We start from the raw sequence: 18,247 nt of genomic DNA, 5'->3' as shown, positions 1-18,247 counted from the left end.
ATCGGGGTGACTCAGGCCACCGTCGTGTGCGCGTCGCCGTGGATGGCGGAGGCGCCGACGCCGGTGGTGAGGCCGATGCAGCCGGACTCCGCGTGGAGGCCGGCGCCGAACTGGCCGTCGGCCGCTATCAGGGCCGCGCCGATGGCGATGTTGCCGCCGGACACCTGGTCCAGGCTCGCGTCGGAGATCTCAGCCGTTTCGACTTGGGGGACGAGGTTCATGGCAGGTCTTACCTTTCGTGCCGACGAAAATGGGGGAGCGGTGAGGCACGCCCGCCCGTATTCCGAGGGGGGCCGGAACCGGCCACCAGCGTGCCGTGCACCGATCAAAGCACGGTGGGGAACGGCCCACCATCCGCGTGTTGTTGACAGCGAGACGATGGGCGCTCCGCATTCATGAGTGTGCGCACACGGTCGCTGAAAAAACCCGCGTCTTCACGCTTCTCAGCCGGTGACAGCGCTCCCAGGAGCCGGGACGGCCACAGGGGGCGCGGTGAGCGTCCGCCACAGCGTCCCCTGCGACCGTGCGATGAACGGTGTGCAGGTCCGAGGGAGGTTTGGCGCAGGTCGGCGTCATCCCGAAGGGGCGGGCGCAACCCGTGCCACTCCCGACGGTCAGCCGTCACCGCGACCGGCCTTCCGCCGGATGATTGCGGCTGCCCACTGGCTGCCGATCGCGGACATCGTCACCGTCAGCGCGAAGGACAGCGAGTCGTCCCAGGACTTGCCCCTCACCCAGTGCCAGAACGCGGCTGCGAGACCCGCCACGGCAAGCACGTAGGCCAACACTGCCGGCCAGTACACCCGCCGGCGTCGGTGCCATGAAGGCGTGGCCGCATCTCCTGACCGCCGGCGCTCCGTCATGGCGACCGGCTACCCCGTGGGGGAGAGGAACCACGCCTTCCTTCTCTCCGACCCGCACTCAGGCCCTCCCAGCACCGGCAGTGACTTTCTCAACTCGAAGGCGGTCACCTGCGACCGGTACGGCTCCGGCCTCAGTCCTGCTCGGGATCGGGGCACGATCTCTCCGGCAGCTCACCGGAAAGGGCCGTGCGTTCGTCTGCCGTGAGCTCCCGGCCGACGACACCGCAGAGGTGTTCCTTCCAGAGCGCGGGGTCGAGGTGGAAGAGTGTCAACAGGCCTCCCGTGCTGGACGGGTCGTCCAGATCACCCCGCACCGGCATGCTCAGCAGGGTCCTGCCGTCCTTGGTGGCGTCCAGAAATCGCTGGATCTTCGAGAACACGAAGGTGTCCCGGTGTTCCGGATCGTCGGCCCGGAGACGGACCATGGTGCTCTCGTAGGCGAGGAAGAATCCGGATCCGCCGGAGGACCCCATCGTCCAGCGATGCGGTTCGAGCGGTCCGAACGGCCCCAGCACCTTTTCCGGCGGCGCCCCCTTCTCCACGGACCAGATCTCGACGATCCTGCCGGTGGTGAGCACTGCCATGTAGCGCGTGTCCGGCAGATACTCCGCGGTGAGCAGGTCCTCGGCGAGGTCAATGCGCTGCTTCCTGTCCTCTCTTCCCGTCCGCAGGTCGATCGTGTGCACATCGGGCTCTCCCTGCACAGTCACCGTTACATACGCCGGGTCCGGATGGGCCCCCATGAAGAAGGACGGGGCTTCGGCACTACTGAGCCCTAGGCTCGGAAGTTTGACGGCGGACGAGAGCCGGCGCCCTCGCCGTGCGTCCCAGTACTCGAGAACCGAACCTGACAAGGTGACCACCCTGTCGTCGCTCTGGAACATGATGTCGATCGTGCCCGGTTCTCCGGTCGCATCGTCGAGGGGCGGCGCGGACACGGTGAATTGGCTGAGCCGGCGCAGGGAGGGCAGGGTGCGGACCGTGACCCTTTTGTGGTCCGAGACGTCCGCCACCAGGGTTTCCTCCTTGTCGGTGACAAGAGGCTGTTCCTCGGTGGGCGGTGTTCCGGGAGTCTCGGCCCGGGCGAGGGTGCGTGCCCCGGGCCTCGTCTCCATAATGCGGAGCGCCTTGCCGCCGTCGCTGCGGACCAGCATCCGGTCACCGTCACCGAGCAGCACCGGATAACCGTGTGCCGGATTGGAGGGGCCGCCGGACATGCTGACGCCCGTGACCGTGCGGCCCTCGGCGAACGGCATCACGCTTTCCGACCCGGACGTCAGGAGGGGCAGGCGTTCGACGCCGATCGAAGTGGAGAGTCGCTGACGGGGCGCCAGCCGTTCGGGCGCCGCGTCACCGTGGATCGCCATACGGGACCATTCACCCGAGCCGGGCCCTTCGACGACGAAATTGCGGCCTGCCGTGTCGAACTCCGGTTTCCGGCAGGACGACAGTTTGAGCCCTTGGCTGCGGAGGATTCTGCCGTCCGACACCCGGATGGCCTGGTAACGGCGGACGTCCTCCCCCTGCTTGTGGCAGACAACAGCCGTTTTCCCGTCCCAGGACACCTCGGGAATGGAGTAGAAATCATGGGCCAATTCACGGACGGACCCGGTGGCGACATCAATAGCCAGCAGAGAGGAGCGCTCTCCCCCTCCCAATTCGAATTTGAGACCCTTCCACGCGACCAGGGTTCCGCTGTCCGCACCGAACCAGATCCAGCGCACGTCGGTGATGCCCCCCGGCACTTCGTGAGGACGACCGCTGGAGAGATCCCAGACCAGGAGGGGCAGTCCTTCGGTCACCTGGGAGGCTTCCACCAGGAACCGCGAGTCGGGAGAGAACCGGGAACTTTTGACCGCGAGGATGGAGCCGTCCTTGTCCCGTGCCTGTGCGTGCCGGAGCAGGTGAGCCGTGCCTACCAGGCGCTTCCCGGAGGTGGTCACCTCGTGCCAGGCGAGGAGCACGTCGGCTTCGCGCAAGTAGGCGATTCTCCGGCCGTCGCCGCTCACCTGAGGGTTGCGGACCTTTTGGCCCAGCCGCAGGTTCTCCTGTCGCACCCGTCCGTCGTCGGAGCGGAGGAACAAGGTCGCGCGACCGCCCACGGTGGTCACCAGGGTCACCTTGCCGTCCGCGCTCATACTCGCCTGTTCGATGTCGGAATCCAGTCCGGACAGGACCCAACTTGCCTTCATCATCTCCGAGTACCGTCGCATCAACGCGTTGCGGGCCTCCTGCGTCGGGGAGGTGTCATATCCCGCTATCGCGGTCAGAGCGGCCTGGGCAGGATTCGTCTTGGCCAGCTCGTCCGCCTGGACGGCCAGCGTCCTGGACCGGCCTTCCGCCGCCCGCTCCTTGCTCACCCGGGACGCCTGGACGAAGAACACGCTCAAGGCGGCGATGAGCACCATAGCGAGGCTGCCGGCCACCCATGCCCATCGGAGGCGCCTCTGCCGGGCACGGTGCAGTTGTTCCAACACGCGGCGTTGCCGGTCCGCGACGCCGAGAAAGTCGGTCTCAGCCGCCGTCAGTTCGTCGGTGCGTCCCGCAAGACGGCTCTCGAGAGAGGCGAGATGGGCACCTCGTGGCAGGAGCTCGTCGGTACAGCCTTCTCTCTCCCAGCGTTCCCGGTCGTGCTGCAACTCCGTCCGCGCGGCAAGAAAGTCACGGTCCTCGCGCACCACTTCGGACAGAGTCGGCCAGGCCGTGATGAGGGCCTCATGGGCGAGTTCCACACTCTCCGGCACTCCGGCCCCGCCGTGGAGCACCAGCAGACGTTCGTCCTTCCCGGCGAACAACACGGCCAGGTGCCAGCGCTGCTCGCCGGCCTCCGCACGGGTCAGCACCCGCCGCAGTGCGGGTGCGCCGCTTCCCGGCACCACTCGCACCAGTCCGGCGAGGAGCCGTCGCGCGTGCCTGGTGGTTTCCGTGGGGTCAGGGGCCTCCGGGGAGTCTGCGGCGTCTGGGGAGCCGGTCCCGGACACGGACGGTACGTATTTCCGCCAAGCCTCCTCCGCGTGCCTGCGCAGTGCGCCGGATACGCCGCCGGCCCTCTCGTACGCCTCGACCCTCAGTCGGCCGCCCGACTGTTCCTCCCACAGGTGCCGCAGGACGAAGGAGAGCAGGGGGAGGGCGCCGGGCTCACTGCCGGCGTCCTCGAGGATGCGGCGGGCCAGCCCCGGTTCGTAGGAGACACCGGGGACGCGGTCCACGGGGCGGGTGATGACTGCCTGGAGCTGCTCCCGGGTCATCGGGGTCAGCGGCAGGACGGCTCCCCGTTTCAGCACCGGTCCGAGGTGCTCGTGGCTGAGGGCGGCGTCAATGAAGTCGGCGCGCAAGGTGAGCAGCACCCGCATTCCGGCGGTGCGCCGGGCGGGGAACAGCACCGACAAGAGGGCCGTGAGGGCCTCCTCGGGCAGGTCGAGCAGAGCTTCGGCCTGGTCCAGTACGACGAGGAGGTCTGTGGTGGCAGTGCCGGTGAGCCGGTGGACGGTGTCCGCGAGGCCTGCCCCGGTCAGCCAGGTGACGACCCGCTCGAGGCCGGTGGCGCGCGGCGGCCCGAACCGTTTCTGGCGTCCCAGTTCGAGGAGTTCGACCGCCAGGGCATCCATCGGACGGGAGGTGCGGCCGCAGTGGATGATCACCACCTCGTGGCCGGCGCGGCGCATCACGGGCGCCACCCCCGCGAGGGCGAGGGAGGACTTGCCGCACCCCGAGGGGCCGCACAACGTCACCGCTGCACGGTCACCGCGCAGGGCGGTGACCACGGTCTCCGTGTCCTCCTCGCGGCCGAAGAAGACGTCGGCGTCCTCCTCGCGGAAGGGCTCCAGGCCACGGAAGGGCGTCGGGGCCAAGAGCGCGTCGGCGAGAGCGGGGATCTCGTCGGCGAGCGCCCCGAGATGCAACATGTACGCCTGCTGGTCGTCGCGTGCCGGCTCCGCGGCCACGATCATGCCGACGACGGCGCCGAGAGCGTTGTCCCAGACCGGGCTGCCGCTGAAACCGCCGGTGACACGGACCGTCTGACCGTCGGCCCGGGACAGCTGTACCCAGCCCTTCCCAGCAGGGCCGAGGAGACTGCCCCGCTGCCACACGGGCCGGTCGGAGGCCCCGGTGAAGCCGACGATGCGGGACCCGTGTTCCCACAGGCGCCGGGACGGGCTGGTGGGCAGCGGCCTCGCCTCCGGTGCCGGTGAGAGTACTCGAAGCACGGCCACATCACCGCCCCGGTCCTCCCGGATCGGTATCCAGTGCGCCACCTCCGCTTCGATGCCCTGCCCCGGGACTCCCGCCCCTGCGAGGAGCGGCAGATCAAACGTGACACGGGCGCCCGCAAGCACCTCGGTGTCGCGGGGCTTCCCGAGCGCGTCGCACACCACATGGGCGCAGGTGAGGACCAGCCCGTCGCCGACAAGGAATCCGGTCCCGGCAGAGTCGCCGTGCAGGTCACGGAGGCGGACCGTCCCGGCGGCGAGGATGGTGTCGGCGTCCTCGTGTTCACCGTGCCCGGCCCCAAACGCGGTTCGGCCGGATTCGTCCTGGTCGTACACCGGGCCTCCTCGGAGCGGTAGAGAGAGCAGGAGGGTGCTGGCAGTGCGCAGGCCGATCCCGGCCTGACCCGCGCGACTCAGCCGCTGGAGGCGGGGTGGCCCTCCGGGACTCGGCTCGCGGCATCCGGGCCGGGCTCGGTTTCCGGCACGGCGTCCGGACCGGCGGGGCTGCTGTGCCAGGTGAGGCTGACGGAGAAGTTGGCCTCCGCAGAGGAGCCCGCGATGAGGACCTTCGCGTCGGCCGAGAGCGACATGCCGAATTCCAGGGTCGCCTCGTCAGGCGACCGGAGCATGCCACGGCAGCGGCCGACGAATGCGTCCGCGACCGGCCGTACGACATCCAGCATCTGTTCCAGGGACTGCTCGGCCCGGGTGATGGCACGGCTGCCACGTCCGACGCGCACGACGTCCTCTCCGCGGTCGTTCACCTGCACTCGTACGACCTCGCCGTCGCTCCCCAGCGGCACTTCGACTGCGTACAGGGCCTGGCCTTCAGACAGCGGCATGACGCTCCTCGATCGGGAACTGAGCCTCCGAATAACTGAGTTGGGTGGCTCGTGAGGTGAGGCAGAGACTATCGGGCTCTGCATCGGGAGTCACAGGGGCGACCGGCGTGGTGTGTTGGTGTCCCGTTACCCATGCCCATGACCCAGCAAGGCTGTCCTGGCCTGGTTCGCCGACCCCAAGGGTGGCCTACCACCGGCAGGGTGCTCTCAGGCCGCCCGGAGCGCCTTCAACCGACGGGGCGTCCTCATTGACCGGAGACGCACCAGGGCATCCCGCTCTATCGGGATCGCGCGGTCGGCCACCGTGGCGCCCTCGTCGGAGCTGAAAGCGGCCTTCTGACCGCGTGGCGCGAAGACCGCTCGGAACGCTCAGGCATTTCTACGCCTCGGTCCTCCTGGACGCCGGCGACTCCCGCCCCGCTCGCTGAGCGTTCCCACTCCGACGGGAAGCCGGGCCGCTGTCCCGACTGGCCCCGGCATGGTGTCACGTGAACCCCTTGGATACCGTCGAAGGGCTTGATCCATCCGTCCCCGCGAGGAGGTCGGGGCTGGGGGGACACCAACCGAACGGGAACGGGGGCACGGTGAGCGATCTGTCGGCGGACTACGAAGTGCTGATGCGGGTGCGACACAATATGGACCACATAGCGCTCCTGATGAAGAAGCCGGGCCGTGAGATGGAGCAGGTTACCGGTGATGCCATGGGGGTGCCGGAACTCGCAAGGCGCATGGACGACTTCGGTGATGAGTGGTCGTACGGGATCAAGCAACTGACCAAGTTCTCCGAAAAGGCGTCCAAGGCGCTGCTCACGGTGAAGGAATCCTTCGAGGCGTTGGACCACGAGCTCGCCGAGGCGCACAAGAGCCAGGGCAAGAAGGGCGGCAAGTAATCGTGGCCGCGGCGACACCAGAGGACTTTCCGGCACTCGGATTCGTGCCCTGCCCCGGCGACCACACGGTCGCCGATGACGTGGCCAAGACAGTGCGCAGGACGGCGAAGGCACTCGTAGAGATATCCGATGTGCTGCACGGAACCGGCGTGGGCGACTGGAAGGGGAAGGCGGCGGAAACGTTCCGGGAGAAGTTCGACGACGAATTCCGTCCCCGCATGGACGACGCCCGTGACTCGTTCAGCGCCGCCGCGACCGCCTTGGAGGACTGGGCGGCGTACATGGAAGACAAGCAGGGGGACGCGGTAGGGCTGGAGGCGCAGGCGGCCGAGGTAGACGAGCAGCTCGGCAAGGCGCACACGAAGGCCGATAAGCTCAAGAACGCCGACGACGAGAAGAAGGACACCCAGGACCACGAGGACAAGGTCCAGGACGCCGACCGCGCAGTGAACGCCAAGAAGCTCGAGCTGGAGGAACTCCGCCGCAAAGGCCGCCGGATGGCCGCAAACTACCGTGAATACGGCAAGGACATAGCTGACCGGCTCAAGAACGCCATGGACATCGCCCCCGACGAGCCCGGCATGTGGGACAAGCTCGGGGACGCCATCGCGGATCTTGGCAGAGCCATCGCCGACCTGCCCGGTCAAGTGGGCGAACTACTGACCGACATCGGCGAGTGGGTGAAAAGCCACGCCGACTGGATCACGGTCGCCGCCTCGGTCATTGGCGTGGTGGCCATCTTCTGCCCCGTCCTCGCGCCGCTGGCGATCGGGCTCAGCGCCGTGGCGTTGTTCGCGCACGCGGCGTCCTACGGCGCGGACGGACTTTTCCCGCCCACCGGCCCGAACATCGGGAACTGGCTCACCCTGGGCGGCGACGCGCTCGGCATGATTCCCGGTGTTGGCGCGGCCAAGGCGGGTGTCATGGCCGGATTGAAGGCGGGGCGCGGAGCAGGTGGCCTCGTCAACGGGGCCAAGGTCGGCATCAAGACAGGAAGCTCCGTGGCGAAGAACGCCATGAAGGCGGCCGATCCGGTTGCCGCCGTGATCGACAAGCCCGTGATGGCGGCGGCTGCCAAGCTGGGTGTGTCGCGTGGCACCGCTCTCACCGCGACGGAGGGCATTCAGGCAGCCGCACAGCTCGCGTGGACGGCACCTACCGCGATCAATGCCTACCAGACGAGCACTGGCCGTTACGACGCCGCCACTTGGGGCACCGGAGTTGCCAACATCGCCACGGGTGCCGGCGGCGGCAAGTTCGGCGGCCTCGTCGCCGTCGGCAGCGCCGTAGGGCTGGGCGCTTGGGAGCTGACGGACTGATGGCTTCCTCTCCCGACCCCATACCCGCCTCGGCACCGGAGGCGGCCGCGACGCCCTTTGCATCCCTCGACGAGACTCCCGACTTCTGGTTCGTGCGGCCACCGGGCTTCGTGGAGTTCGACCTCCAGGAGGATCCGGAGGCGCGCGTCGTGCGCATGGCGGAGGCGGCCGACGTACTGTTCCCCTCGGTGCCGCCGGAGCAGAAATTCAGCCTCGTCGTCTCGAGCGAGTACATCTTCCAGATGATGATCGAGGCGGGCGCCGCTCACGTATCCAGTTGTCTGTTGCGCATGTCTGACGACCAGCTTTCGCAGGGCACCCTCTGCGTGATGGTCGAGCGGCCGGAGACGGGCCCCGACTTCCAGGACCGACGCGGCTCGGCGAAGCGCACGGCTGTTCAATGGCGTGAGCTGCATCCGGACGCCGAGGTGGGAATGGTGATGCTCCCGTACGGCATGGCCGCCCTGTGCATCCGGGACCTGGACCTGGAAATCCCCGGTGCACTTTTCGGGCAGGAGGATTCCGTACCCGCCACAATGCGGCAGGTGCAGCTCAGCGTTCCGCTGAAGGCCGGGCCCGGGTCGGTCCTGTTCGTCTTCATGACCGAGGACCGTGAGCACTGGACCGAATACCTCGAAGTGCTCGGCGGCATCATGAAGTCGATCTCGGACGAGGAACCGGGTGTGGAGAATGCCGTGAAGGCCGAAGTCCAGGACGCCGGAGGAACGGAGCAACGAGCATGATCAGCGTCGGGCAGGCAAGGGACGAGGCCCGCGGGAGGCGCATGAAGTATCCCGTCCTGCTCGCGATCGGTATCGGTTGTTACACGATCGCCGTGATCGCGGCGATGTTCCTCCTCGTCGACGGAACCGGGCCCTTCGTTGAGATCGCTCTGTGGGTCGTGCACGGGCTGCTGCTCGTCGCACTGATCCGGAGACTCGGTGCTCGGGAGTCGGGCACATACGCGGCGCTGTTCGTCGTGCTCACCTCCGTGGTGTCGGTGTACGTCTTCGACCTGGGGCGCGACGACCTCACGCTGCAACAACGTGGCGAGGAGGTCACGGCCACGGTGGTGAAGGAGCGGCTCGACCCGGCTCAGGGTCGCAAGGCCCGCCACTCCCACTATGAGCTGCGGCGCGAGGACGGCTCCCGCGTGCCCGGGCCGGAGCTGGAGACGACGACCGACCTCTACGACGTCGGCCAGGAACTGACCGTGCTCGCGGATCCGGAAGGAGCACTCCGCCCCCGGACGCCAGGGCAGGCGGACGCCACCGGTGAGCTGCTCGGCGCGGGGGCGGCCGGCCTGGCTGCGCTCGGCGCAGTCGGGTGGATGACATGGCGCGGATCGGACGCCGCGAGCCGGAGGGAGGAGCGGAAGCGCCCGGTCGGCACGGGCAAGGCGTACAAGCGCGTCACCGGCGACTCCACCACGCCGGACGAGCAGGAGCAGAAACTGCGCGAAGTGCTGCGCACCCAACCCGTCGACCGGCGCGGCTACATCAAGGTCCAGCCCGAGGAGTACCCCGATGTCCCGCAGCAGCGGGCGGCCCGGATCGCCTGGGAGATGGGGCTGCGCGCAGAGGCGCTGGGAAATCGGGGCTCGTGGCGGTTCGCAGAGACGGTGATCGAGGAAGTCCCCCACGACTGAACCGGGGGGCCGTCCGGCCCCCGGCCCCTACAGCACCGGCAAAGACTTCCGCAGCTCGAACGCCGTCACCTGCGACCGGTACTCCTCCCACTCCTGCCGCTTGTTGCGCAGGAAGAAGTCGAAGACGTGTTCGCCGAGCGTCTCGGCGACCAGGTCGCTGCGTTCCATCAGGGCGAGGGCCTCGCCGAGGTTCTGGGGGAGGGGCTCGATGCCCAGGGCCCGGCGTTCCGAGTCGGAGAGGGCCCAGACGTCGTCCTCCGCGCCCGGCGGGAGTTCGTAGCCCTCCTCGATGCCCTTGAGGCCGGCGGCCAGCAGGACGGCGTAGGTGAGGTACGGGTTGGCGCCGGAGTCGATGGAGCGGACCTCGACGCGGGCCGAGCCGGTCTTGCCGGGCTTGTACATGGGGACGCGGACCAGCGCGGAGCGGTTGTTGTGGCCCCAGCAGATGTAGGACGGGGCCTCGCCGCCCGCGCCGGCCGTGCGCTCGGAGCCGCCCCAGATGCGCTTGTACGAGTTCACCCACTGGTTGGTGACCGCCGAGATCTCGGCCGCGTGCCGCAGCAGGCCCGCGATGAACGAGCGGCCGACCTTGGAGAGCTGGTACTCCGCGCCGGACTCGTAGAACGCGTTGCGGTCGCCTTCGAACAACGAAAGGTGCGAGTGCATGCCCGAGCCCGGGTACTCCGAGAACGGCTTCGGCATGAAGGTGGCCTGGAGGCCCTGCTCCAGCGCGACCTGCTTCATGACCAGGCGGAACGTCATGATGTTGTCCGCCGTCGAGAGCGCGTCCGCGTAGCGCAGGTCGATCTCCTGCTGGCCCGGCGCGCCCTCGTGGTGCGAGAACTCCACCGAGATGCCCATCGACTCCAGCATCGTGATCGCCTGGCGCCGGAAGTCCATGCCGATGTTCTGCGGGGTGTGGTCGAAGTAGCCGGAGTTGTCGGCGGGGGTGGGGATCGAGCCGTCGACCGGCTTGTCCTTCAGCAGGAAGAACTCGATCTCCGGGTGGGTGTAGAAGGTGAAGCCCAGATCGGAGGTGCGGGCCAGGGCGCGCTTGAGGACGTAGCGCGGGTCCGCGAAGGACGGGGAGCCGTCCGGCATGAGGATGTCGCAGAACATGCGGGCCGTGCCGGGGGCCTCCGCGCGCCAGGGCAGGACCTGGAAGGTCGACGGGTCGGGCTTGGCGATCATGTCGGACTCGTACACGCGGGCGAAGCCCTCGATGGCCGAGCCGTCGAAGCCGATGCCCTCGTCGAAGGCCTGCTCCAGCTCCGCGGGGGCCACGGCGACGGACTTGAGGAAGCCCAGCACGTCCGTGAACCAAAGGCGTACGAACCGGATGTCGCGCTCCTCCAGCGTCCGGATCACGAACTCCTGCTGCTTGTCCATCTTCCGCTTCCCCATCCTCGCTGGTCAGGCCGCCTGTCTCGCGTACGGCGGGAGGCGGTCGGGCACCTGTGCATCACACCACAGCGCCGTTTCGAATGCGTTGCGGGCCCCGCTTGGCCGGCCCACCCCATGACCGCAGCGTAGAGGCCACCTGTTCGATCGGGCCATTCCGGGGATCCGCCCGGGACGGATCCTGTGATCTAGCTACGAAGGAGCGGCCTTCCACGCTTACGATCAGCGGACCCGGCCACCCCGCTCGATGGCAGAAGACTTCCCAGAAGGGCTGCACCCCATGGGTTCCGCGAAGAAGAACAGCAACACGGCGCGACAGGCCCGCATAGCCGAGATGCGGCGTGCCGAGGAGGCGCGTGAGCGCCGGAACCGGATCCTCACGATCGCGGTCAGCACCGTGGTGGTCGCCGGTCTCGTCGTCGGCGGCGTCTTCCTGGTCCGGGGACAGTCCGACGACTCCTCCGACGACACCGCGTCCGACGGCAAGAACTCCGGCAAGTTCGTCACCGGCAAGGACGGGGTGAAGACCTGGGACGGGGACCTGGCCCGCAACCACGTCACCAAGAAGGTCAGCTACCCCGTGAACCCCCCGGTCGGCGGCGACCACAACCAGGCCTGGATGAACTGCAACGGCGACGTCTACACCAAGCCGCTGAACAACGAGAACGCCGTGCACTCGCTGGAGCACGGAGCGGTGTGGGTGACGTACACCGACGCGGCCCCGAAGGCAGACGTCGAGAAGCTGGCCGCCAAGGTCAAGAAGACGCCGTACTCGCTGATGAGCCCGGACGAGAAGCAGCAGGACCCGATCATGCTCACCGCCTGGGGCCACCAGCGCACGGTGACGGGCGCCGAAGACCCGAACGTGGACAAGTTCTTCGAGAAGTTCGTCCAGGGCGAGCAGACCCCCGAGCCGGGGGCCGCGTGCACCAACGGGCTCTCCCAGTGACACCGAAACGGGCCGGCTGGACCGCGGGGGCCGCCGCCGCGGTCCTCGTCGCGGCCGGCGGGATCACCTACGCCGTCGCGGGCGACGACGGGGCGAGCCGGGTGCCGTCCGCCGATTCCGCGGACGCCGGGTTCGCGCGCGACATGTCGGTCCACCACCAGCAGGCCGTGGAGATGTCGTACATCGTGCGCGACCGCACCGACGACGAGGAGGTCCGGCGGCTCGCGTACGACATCGCGCAGACCCAGGCCAACCAGCGCGGCATGATGATCGGCTGGCTCGACCTGTGGGGGCTGCCGAAGGTGTCGTCCGACCCGCCGATGAGCTGGATGGGCATGGGTGGGGCGCCGTCGGCCGGTGAGGGCTCCCTGATGCCGGGGATGGCCACCGACGCCGAGATGGAGAAGCTCGGCACGCTGAACGGGAAGCGGGCCGAGGTCTACTACCTCCAGCTGATGACCGAGCACCACCAGGGCGGCGTCCACATGGCCCGGGGCTGCGTCGAGAAGTGCACGGTCGGCGTGGAGAAGCGCCTGGCCGGCGGGATGGTGGAGTCGCAGGAGTCGGAGATCCGGCTGATGGCGGACCTGCTGGCGGAGCGGGGCGCGAAACCCCGGACATGAGGAGGCCCCCGACATGAGGAGGCCCCCGACATGAGGCGGACACCGGCACGTCACCCCATTGTGTCGTTCTGACGATTACACTGGGCGGGTGCCTCGACTACGACTCGCCCTGAACCAGATCGACTCAACCGTCGGCGACCTCGACGCGAACGCGGCGGCGGTCCTGCGCCGGACCCGGCACTCGGCCGACCGGGGAGCCCACCTGGTGGCGTTCCCCGAGATGATGCTCACCGGGTATCCCGTGGAGGACCTGGCCCTCAGGTCGTCGTTCGTGGAGGCGTCCCGCAGCGCCCTGCGCGCCCTCGCGGCGCGCCTCGCCGAGGAGGGCCTCGGCGGCCTTCCGGTGGTCGTCGGCTACCTGGACCGCTCGGCGACCGCCCAGCCGAAGTACGGCCAGCCGGCCGGCGCCCCGCAGAACGCGGCGGCGGTGCTGTACGGCGGCGAGGTGGCGCTCACCTTCGCCAAGCACCACCTGCCCAACTACGGCGTCTTCGACGAGTTCCGCTACTTCGTCCCCGGCGACACCCTGCCCGTGGTCCGGGTGCGCGGCGTCGACGTCGCGCTCGCCATCTGCGAGGACCTGTGGCAGGACGGCGGCCGGGTGCCCGCCGCCCGCTCGGCACGGGCCGGACTGCTGCTCTCCGTCAACGCCTCCCCGTACGAGCGCGACAAGGACGACACCCGGCTGGAGCTGGTGCGCAAGCGCGCCCAGGAGGCCGGGTGCACCACCGCCTACCTCGCCATGACCGGCGGGCAGGACGAGCTGGTCTTCGACGGCGACTCGATCGTCGTCGACCGGGACGGGGCGGTCGTGGCCCGCGCCCCGCAGTTCACCGAGGAGTGCGTGGTCCTGGACCTCGACCTGCCGGCCGCCGAGCCGGAGGCGCCCACCGGCGTGGTGGACGACGGTCTGCGCATCGAGCGGGTCGTGCTGTCCGAGGACCCGGTACCGGCCGACGGGACCGCGCTGTCCGGCGGCCGCGCCGAGCCGCTGGACGACGACGAGGAGGTCTACTCGGCGCTGGTCGCCGGACTGCGCGCGTACGTCACCAAGAACGGCTTCCGCTCCGTGCTGATCGGCCTGTCCGGCGGCATCGACTCCGCGCTGGTCGCGGCGATCGCCTGCGACGCGCTGGGCGCGGAGCACGTGTACGGCGTGTCGATGCCGTCCAGGTACTCCTCCGAGCACTCCAAGGACGACGCGGCCGAGCTGGCGCGGCGCACCGGCCTGCACTACCGGACCGTGGCGATCGCGCCCATGTTCGACGCCTACATGGGCGCGCTGGGCCTGACCGGCCTGGCCGAGGAGAACCTCCAGTCCCGGCTGCGCGGCACGCTGCTCATGGCGCTCTCCAACCAGGAGGGCCACCTGGTGCTGGCGCCCGGCAACAAGTCGGAACTGGCGGTGGGCTACTCGACGCTGTACGGCGACTCGGTGGGCGCGTACGGGCCCATCAAGGACGTGTACAAGACGTCGGTCTTCCGCCTCGCCGAATGGCGCAACCGCGCGGCCGAAGCCCGCGGGCAGACCCCGCCGATCCCGGAGAACTCGATCACCAAGCCGCCCAGCGCGGAGCTGCGCCCCGGCCAGGTCGACACGGACTCACTGCCGGACTACCCCGTGCTGGACGCCATCCTCGACCTGTACGTCGACCGGGACCGGGGCGCGGACGAGATCGTCGCCGCCGGGTTCGACCGGGACCTGGTGACGCGGACGCTGCGCATGGTGGACACCGCCGAGTACAAGCGCCGCCAGTACCCGCCGGGGACCAAGATCTCGGCCAAGGGCTTCGGCAAGGACCGCCGCCTGCCGGTCACCAACCGCTGGCGGGAGACCGGCTGAGACGGCGGCACGGCACCGGTCAGCCCTGGGGCCGCTGCTCCGCGAGCACCTTGTGCAGCGGCTCCGCCACCCGGCGCCGGTACTCCTGGACCGCCCAGCCGTTACCGTCCGGGTCCTTGAAGTACATGAAGGTCGCGCCGTCGTCCGGCGCGTACTGCACCGGCTCGGAGACCTCCAGGCCGCGCCCGGACAGCTCCGCGTGGGCCGCCTTGATGTCGGCGACGCACAGCTGGAGGCCCTGGTACGAACCGGGCTCCGGCCGGGTCTGCCCCTGCGCCATGTCCCAGATGGCGTCACCGAGGGCGATCGAGCAGCCGGAGCCCGGAGGCGTCAGCTGGACGATGCGCATCCCCGGCATGACCTCCTGGTCGATGTCGACGTGGAAGCCGACCTTGTCCCGGTAGAAGTCCCGGGCCCGGTCGATGTCACTCACGGGCAGCGGAACGACCTCGAGGGTGAAGTCCATGGCATGACTCCTTCGGCTTCCTACGGCATCCGTGCCGGTCTCGGCGCCGGCCGCGGTGTCCAACAAGCTAGCGGCTTCCCGCCCGGTACGCCGCCCGTTCGGTGCCCCGCGGCCGAACCCCGGTTACGCTCGGGCCGTACGACCTTGATCCCACAGGTCCATCCCACAGGGTCCGACAGGAGGCCGAGATGACGGCGCCGGGGCGCAGGAGCAGTACCTTCACACGGCTGCTGCGGCACGGTTTCACCGACCCCTCGGCCGCCGAGAGGCTGCTGGACGCCGCGGAACTGGCCGAGGTCCGCTCCGATCCCGTGCTCCTCGAGGCGCTCGGCGCCACCGCCGACCCGGACCAGGCCCTGCACGGCCTGGTCCGGCTCCTGGAGGCGCAGCCCGACCCCACCGCCCGCCAGGAGCTGCTGGACACCCTGGTGGCGGCCAAGCCGCTGCGCGACCGGCTCCTCGGCGTGCTCGGCGCCTCCGAGGCCCTCGCCGACCACCTGGCCCGGCACGCCGGCGACTGGCAGGCCCTGGTCACCTACGAGCCCCGCGACCTGCACCCCGGCGTGGAGGAGTTCGAACGCGGCCTGGCCGAGGCCACCGACCCCGTCGCGCTGCGCGTCGCCTACCGGCGCTGCCTGCTCTCCATCGCCGCCCGCGACGTGTGCGGCACCATCGACCTCGCCGAGACCGCCGCCGAGCTGGCCGACCTCGCCACCGCCACCCTGCGCGCCGCCCTGGCCATCGCCGAGGAGGCCGCGCCCGGGGACGCCGCGCTGTGCCGGCTGGCCGTGATCGCGATGGGCAAGTGCGGCGGCCACGAGCTGAACTACGTCTCCGACGTGGACGTCATCTTCGTGGGCGAGGCGGTCGGCGACGCCGACGAGACCAAGGCGCTGCGGGCCGCGACCTCGCTGGCCTCGCACATGATGCGGATCTGCTCCGAGACGACCGTCGAGGGCTCCATCTGGCCCGTCGACGCCAACCTGCGCCCCGAGGGCCGCAACGGGCCGCTGGTGCGCACCCTCAGCAGTCATGTCGCCTACTACCAGCGGTGGGCCAAGACCTGGGAGTTCCAGGCGCTGCTCAAGGCCCGCCCGGTGGCCGGCGACCCCGGCCTCGGCGCCGAGTACGTGGCCGCCCTCCAGCCCCTGGTGTGGCAGGCCGCCGACCGCGAGAACTTCGTCGCCGACGTGCAGAAGATGCGCCGCCGGGTGGTGGAGAACATCCCCGCCGCCGAGGTGGACCGCCAGCTCAAGCTCGGCCCCGGCGGCCTGCGGGACGTCGAGTTCGCCGTGCAGCTGCTCCAGCTGGTGCACGGGCGGTCCGACACCTCCCTGCACAGCGGTACGACGCTGGACGCCCTGGAGGCGCTCGCCGCGGGCGGGTACGTGGGCCGGGCGGACGCCGCCCAGCTCGACGAGGCGTACCGCTTCCTGCGCTCCATGGAGCATCGCATCCAGCTGCACCGCCTGCGGCGCACCCACCTGGTGCCCGAGGACCCGGCCGACCTGCGCCGCCTCGGCCGCTCCCTGGGCCTGCGCACCGACCCGGTGGTCGGGTTGCAGCGCGCCTGGAAGCGGCACGCCTCCGTGGTGCGGCGGCTGCACGAGAAGCTGTTCTACCGGCCGCTGCTCGACGCCGTCGCCCAGCTCGCGCCCGGCGAGGCCCGGCTCAGCCCCGAGGCGGCCCGCGAACGCATGGTCGCCCTCGGGTACGCCGACCCGGCCTCCGCGCTGCGGCACCTGGAGGCGCTGGCGTCCGGCGTCACCCGGAAGGCGGCCATCCAGCGCACGCTGCTGCCGGTGATGCTGGGCTGGTTCGCGGACTCCGCCGACCCGGACGCGGGCCTGCTCAACTTCCGCAAGGTCTCCGACGCGCTCGGCAAGACCCCCTGGTATCTCAGGCTGCTGCGGGACGAGGGCGCGGCGGCCGAGAACCTCGCCCGTGTGCTCTCCGCCGGCCGGCTCGCCCCCGACCTGCTGATGCGGGCCCCCGAGGCGGTCGCGCTGCTCGGCGACGGCGCGGCCGGGGGACTCACGCCGCGCGGGCGCCCTCAGCTGGAGCAGGAGATCATGGCCGCGGTCCGGCGCGCCGACGGCGGCGAACAGGCGGTCACCGCGGCCCGTGGGGTGCGGCGCAGGGAGCTGTTCCGCACGGCCGCCGCGGACATCGTCGGCTCCTACGGCACCGAGGCGCAGCCCGTCGAGGCCGACCAGGGCGCCCTGGTGGACCTGGTGGGCGACGCGGTCTCCGACCTGACGGCGGCGACGCTGGCGGGGACGCTGCGGGCGGTCGTGCGGGAGGGGTGGGGCGACACGCTGCCGACCCGGTTCGCGATCATCGGCATGGGCCGGTTCGGCGGCCACGAGCTGGGCTACGGCTCGGACGCGGACGTGCTGTTCGTGCACGAGCCCCGCGAGGGCGTCGACGAGCGGGAGGCCGGGGACGCGGCCAACAAGGTCGTCGCCGAGCTGCGCCGCCTGCTCCAGGTGCCGAGCGCCGACCCGCCGCTGCTGATCGACGCCGACCTGCGGCCCGAGGGCAAGTCCGGGCCGCTGGTGCGGACCCTGAAGTCGTACGAGGCGTACTACCGCCGCTGGTCGCTGGCGTGGGAGCGGCACGCGCTGCTGCGGGCCGAGATAGTGGCCGGGGACGCGGACCTGGGGCGGCGGTTCACCGAGCTGATCGATCCGCTCAGGTACCCGGCGGACGGGCTCGGCGACGACGACGTACGGGAGATCCGGCGGCTCAAGGCCCGGATGGAGTCCGAACGGCTGCCGCGCGGCGCGGACCCCAAGCTGCACGCCAAACTGGGCCCCGGCGGGCTGACCGACGTGGAGTGGACCGTGCAGCTGATCCAGTTGCGGCACGGGCACACCGAGGCCGGGCTGCGCACCACCCGGACGCGTGCCGCGCTGGCCGCCGCGTCCGGCGCCGGGCTCATCCCGGCGGAGCAGGCCGGGATCCTCGACGAGGCGTGGGTGCTGGCGACGCGGGTGCGCAACGCGGTGATGCTGGTCCGCGGCCGGGCCGGCGACACGTTCCCCACCGACCCGCGCGAGCTGGCCGCGGTCGGCCGCTACCTGGGCCACGGCCCGGGTCACGCGGGCGACATGCTGGACGAGTACCGGCGCACGGCGCGCAGGGCACGCGCGGTGGTGGAGGAGCTGTTCTACGCGTGATGCCCCGCGG

14 protein-coding genes and 1 pseudogene are annotated in these 18,247 nt (G+C 70.2%); 9 read left to right on the top strand and 6 right to left on the bottom strand.

Translation table 11 applies throughout. The features are described 5' to 3' along the window. Positions 1-11 precede the first annotated feature (11 nt). The 4 genes from OIE75_RS10540 to OIE75_RS10525 form a co-directional block, all read right to left on the bottom strand. A complete protein-coding gene (locus tag OIE75_RS10540; RefSeq protein WP_329470476.1) occupies positions 12-221 on the bottom strand; it encodes a hypothetical protein in 210 nt (69 codons plus the stop codon). Between the two features lie 393 nt (positions 222-614). Then, positions 615-767, bottom strand: coding sequence for a hypothetical protein (locus tag OIE75_RS10535; protein ID WP_307011602.1), 153 nt, complete (start codon positions 765-767; stop codon positions 615-617). Between the two features lie 227 nt (positions 768-994). Next, complete coding sequence (locus tag OIE75_RS10530; RefSeq protein WP_329470474.1) at positions 995-5,410, bottom strand: serine protease; 4,416 nt, start codon at positions 5,408-5,410, stop codon at positions 995-997. Between the two features lie 77 nt (positions 5,411-5,487). Beyond that, positions 5,488-5,916 carry a CU044_2847 family protein gene (locus OIE75_RS10525; RefSeq protein WP_329470472.1) on the bottom strand — a complete coding sequence of 143 codons (429 nt, stop codon included), beginning with the start codon at positions 5,914-5,916 and terminating at the stop codon, positions 5,488-5,490. A 174-nt stretch (positions 5,917-6,090) separates the two neighbouring features. Here OIE75_RS10525 and OIE75_RS10520 point away from each other — a divergent pair. The 5 genes and pseudogenes from OIE75_RS10520 to OIE75_RS10500 all read left to right on the top strand — a co-directional run. Then, positions 6,091-6,256, top strand: a pseudogene (locus tag OIE75_RS10520) (ATP-binding protein); the annotation flags it as partial. A gap of 244 nt (positions 6,257-6,500) precedes the next feature. Next, positions 6,501-6,806, top strand: coding sequence for a hypothetical protein (locus OIE75_RS10515; RefSeq protein ID WP_307011598.1), 306 nt, complete (start codon positions 6,501-6,503; stop codon positions 6,804-6,806). A gap of 2 nt (positions 6,807-6,808) precedes the next feature. After that, on the top strand, positions 6,809-8,125 hold the full coding sequence (locus tag OIE75_RS10510) for a putative T7SS-secreted protein (protein WP_329470470.1): 1,317 nt from the start codon (positions 6,809-6,811) through the stop codon (positions 8,123-8,125). Next, entirely contained in the window at positions 8,125-8,868 is a 744-nt protein-coding gene (locus OIE75_RS10505; protein WP_329470468.1) for a hypothetical protein, read from the top strand. The genes OIE75_RS10510 and OIE75_RS10505 overlap by 1 nt, the downstream gene beginning before the upstream one ends. A gap of 41 nt (positions 8,869-8,909) precedes the next feature. Next, positions 8,910-9,773 carry a hypothetical protein gene (locus OIE75_RS10500; RefSeq protein WP_329470466.1) on the top strand — a complete coding sequence of 288 codons (864 nt, stop codon included), beginning with the start codon at positions 8,910-8,912 and terminating at the stop codon, positions 9,771-9,773. A 27-nt stretch (positions 9,774-9,800) separates the two neighbouring features. On the opposite strand, the gene glnA is transcribed toward OIE75_RS10500, so the two are convergent. Further along, positions 9,801-11,162 carry a type I glutamate--ammonia ligase gene (gene glnA, locus OIE75_RS10495; RefSeq protein WP_125492400.1) on the bottom strand — a complete coding sequence of 454 codons (1,362 nt, stop codon included), beginning with the start codon at positions 11,160-11,162 and terminating at the stop codon, positions 9,801-9,803. A 292-nt stretch (positions 11,163-11,454) separates the two neighbouring features. Here glnA and OIE75_RS10490 point away from each other — a divergent pair, with 292 nt between their 5' ends. The 3 genes from OIE75_RS10490 (at position 11,455) to OIE75_RS10480 (ending at position 14,589) form a co-directional block, all read left to right on the top strand. Next, positions 11,455-12,123: a DUF3105 domain-containing protein gene (locus OIE75_RS10490; RefSeq protein WP_329470464.1), complete on the top strand. Its 669-nt coding sequence runs from the start codon at positions 11,455-11,457 to the stop codon at positions 12,121-12,123. Then, positions 12,120-12,746 (top strand): DUF305 domain-containing protein, encoded by a 627-nt coding sequence (locus tag OIE75_RS10485; protein ID WP_329470461.1) that lies wholly within the window; start codon positions 12,120-12,122, stop codon positions 12,744-12,746. The genes OIE75_RS10490 and OIE75_RS10485 overlap by 4 nt, the downstream gene beginning before the upstream one ends. A gap of 88 nt (positions 12,747-12,834) precedes the next feature. Beyond that, positions 12,835-14,589, top strand: coding sequence for an NAD+ synthase (locus OIE75_RS10480; protein WP_329470460.1), 1,755 nt, complete (start codon positions 12,835-12,837; stop codon positions 14,587-14,589). Positions 14,590-14,608: 19 nt separating this feature from the next. Here the strand turns inward: OIE75_RS10480 and OIE75_RS10475 are convergent, their stop codons facing one another. Then, positions 14,609-15,055 (bottom strand): VOC family protein, encoded by a 447-nt coding sequence (locus OIE75_RS10475; protein WP_307011583.1) that lies wholly within the window; start codon positions 15,053-15,055, stop codon positions 14,609-14,611. Between the two features lie 188 nt (positions 15,056-15,243). Here OIE75_RS10475 and OIE75_RS10470 point away from each other — a divergent pair, with 188 nt between their 5' ends. Then, positions 15,244-18,237, top strand: a complete 2,994-nt coding sequence (locus tag OIE75_RS10470) for a bifunctional [glutamine synthetase] adenylyltransferase/[glutamine synthetase]-adenylyl-L-tyrosine phosphorylase (protein ID WP_329470459.1) — start codon at positions 15,244-15,246, stop codon at positions 18,235-18,237. Positions 18,238-18,247 lie beyond the last annotated feature (10 nt).

Source organism: Streptomyces sp. NBC_01723, assembly GCF_036246005.1.
GTDB lineage: Bacteria > Actinomycetota > Actinomycetes > Streptomycetales > Streptomycetaceae > Streptomyces.
The sequence above is the reverse complement of the archived record's forward strand: the minus strand, read 5'-3'. Positions and strand labels throughout refer to the sequence as shown.

Excerpts from the sequence above, each read along its gene's own strand:
- OIE75_RS10470 (WP_329470459.1), top strand. The coding sequence starts at position 15,244 with ATGACGGCGCCGGGGCGCAGGAGCAGTACCTTCACACGGCTGCTGCGG.
- OIE75_RS10525 (WP_329470472.1), bottom strand. The coding sequence starts at position 5,916 with ATGCCGCTGTCTGAAGGCCAGGCCCTGTACGCAGTCGAAGTGCCGCTG.
- OIE75_RS10540 (WP_329470476.1), bottom strand. The coding sequence starts at position 221 with ATGAACCTCGTCCCCCAAGTCGAAACGGCTGAGATCTCCGACGCGAGC.
- glnA (WP_125492400.1), bottom strand. The coding sequence starts at position 11,162 with ATGGACAAGCAGCAGGAGTTCGTGATCCGGACGCTGGAGGAGCGCGAC.
- OIE75_RS10475 (WP_307011583.1), bottom strand. The coding sequence starts at position 15,055 with ATGGACTTCACCCTCGAGGTCGTTCCGCTGCCCGTGAGTGACATCGAC.
- OIE75_RS10500 (WP_329470466.1), top strand. The coding sequence starts at position 8,910 with ATGAAGTATCCCGTCCTGCTCGCGATCGGTATCGGTTGTTACACGATC.
- OIE75_RS10505 (WP_329470468.1), top strand. The coding sequence starts at position 8,125 with ATGGCTTCCTCTCCCGACCCCATACCCGCCTCGGCACCGGAGGCGGCC.
- OIE75_RS10490 (WP_329470464.1), top strand. The coding sequence starts at position 11,455 with ATGGGTTCCGCGAAGAAGAACAGCAACACGGCGCGACAGGCCCGCATA.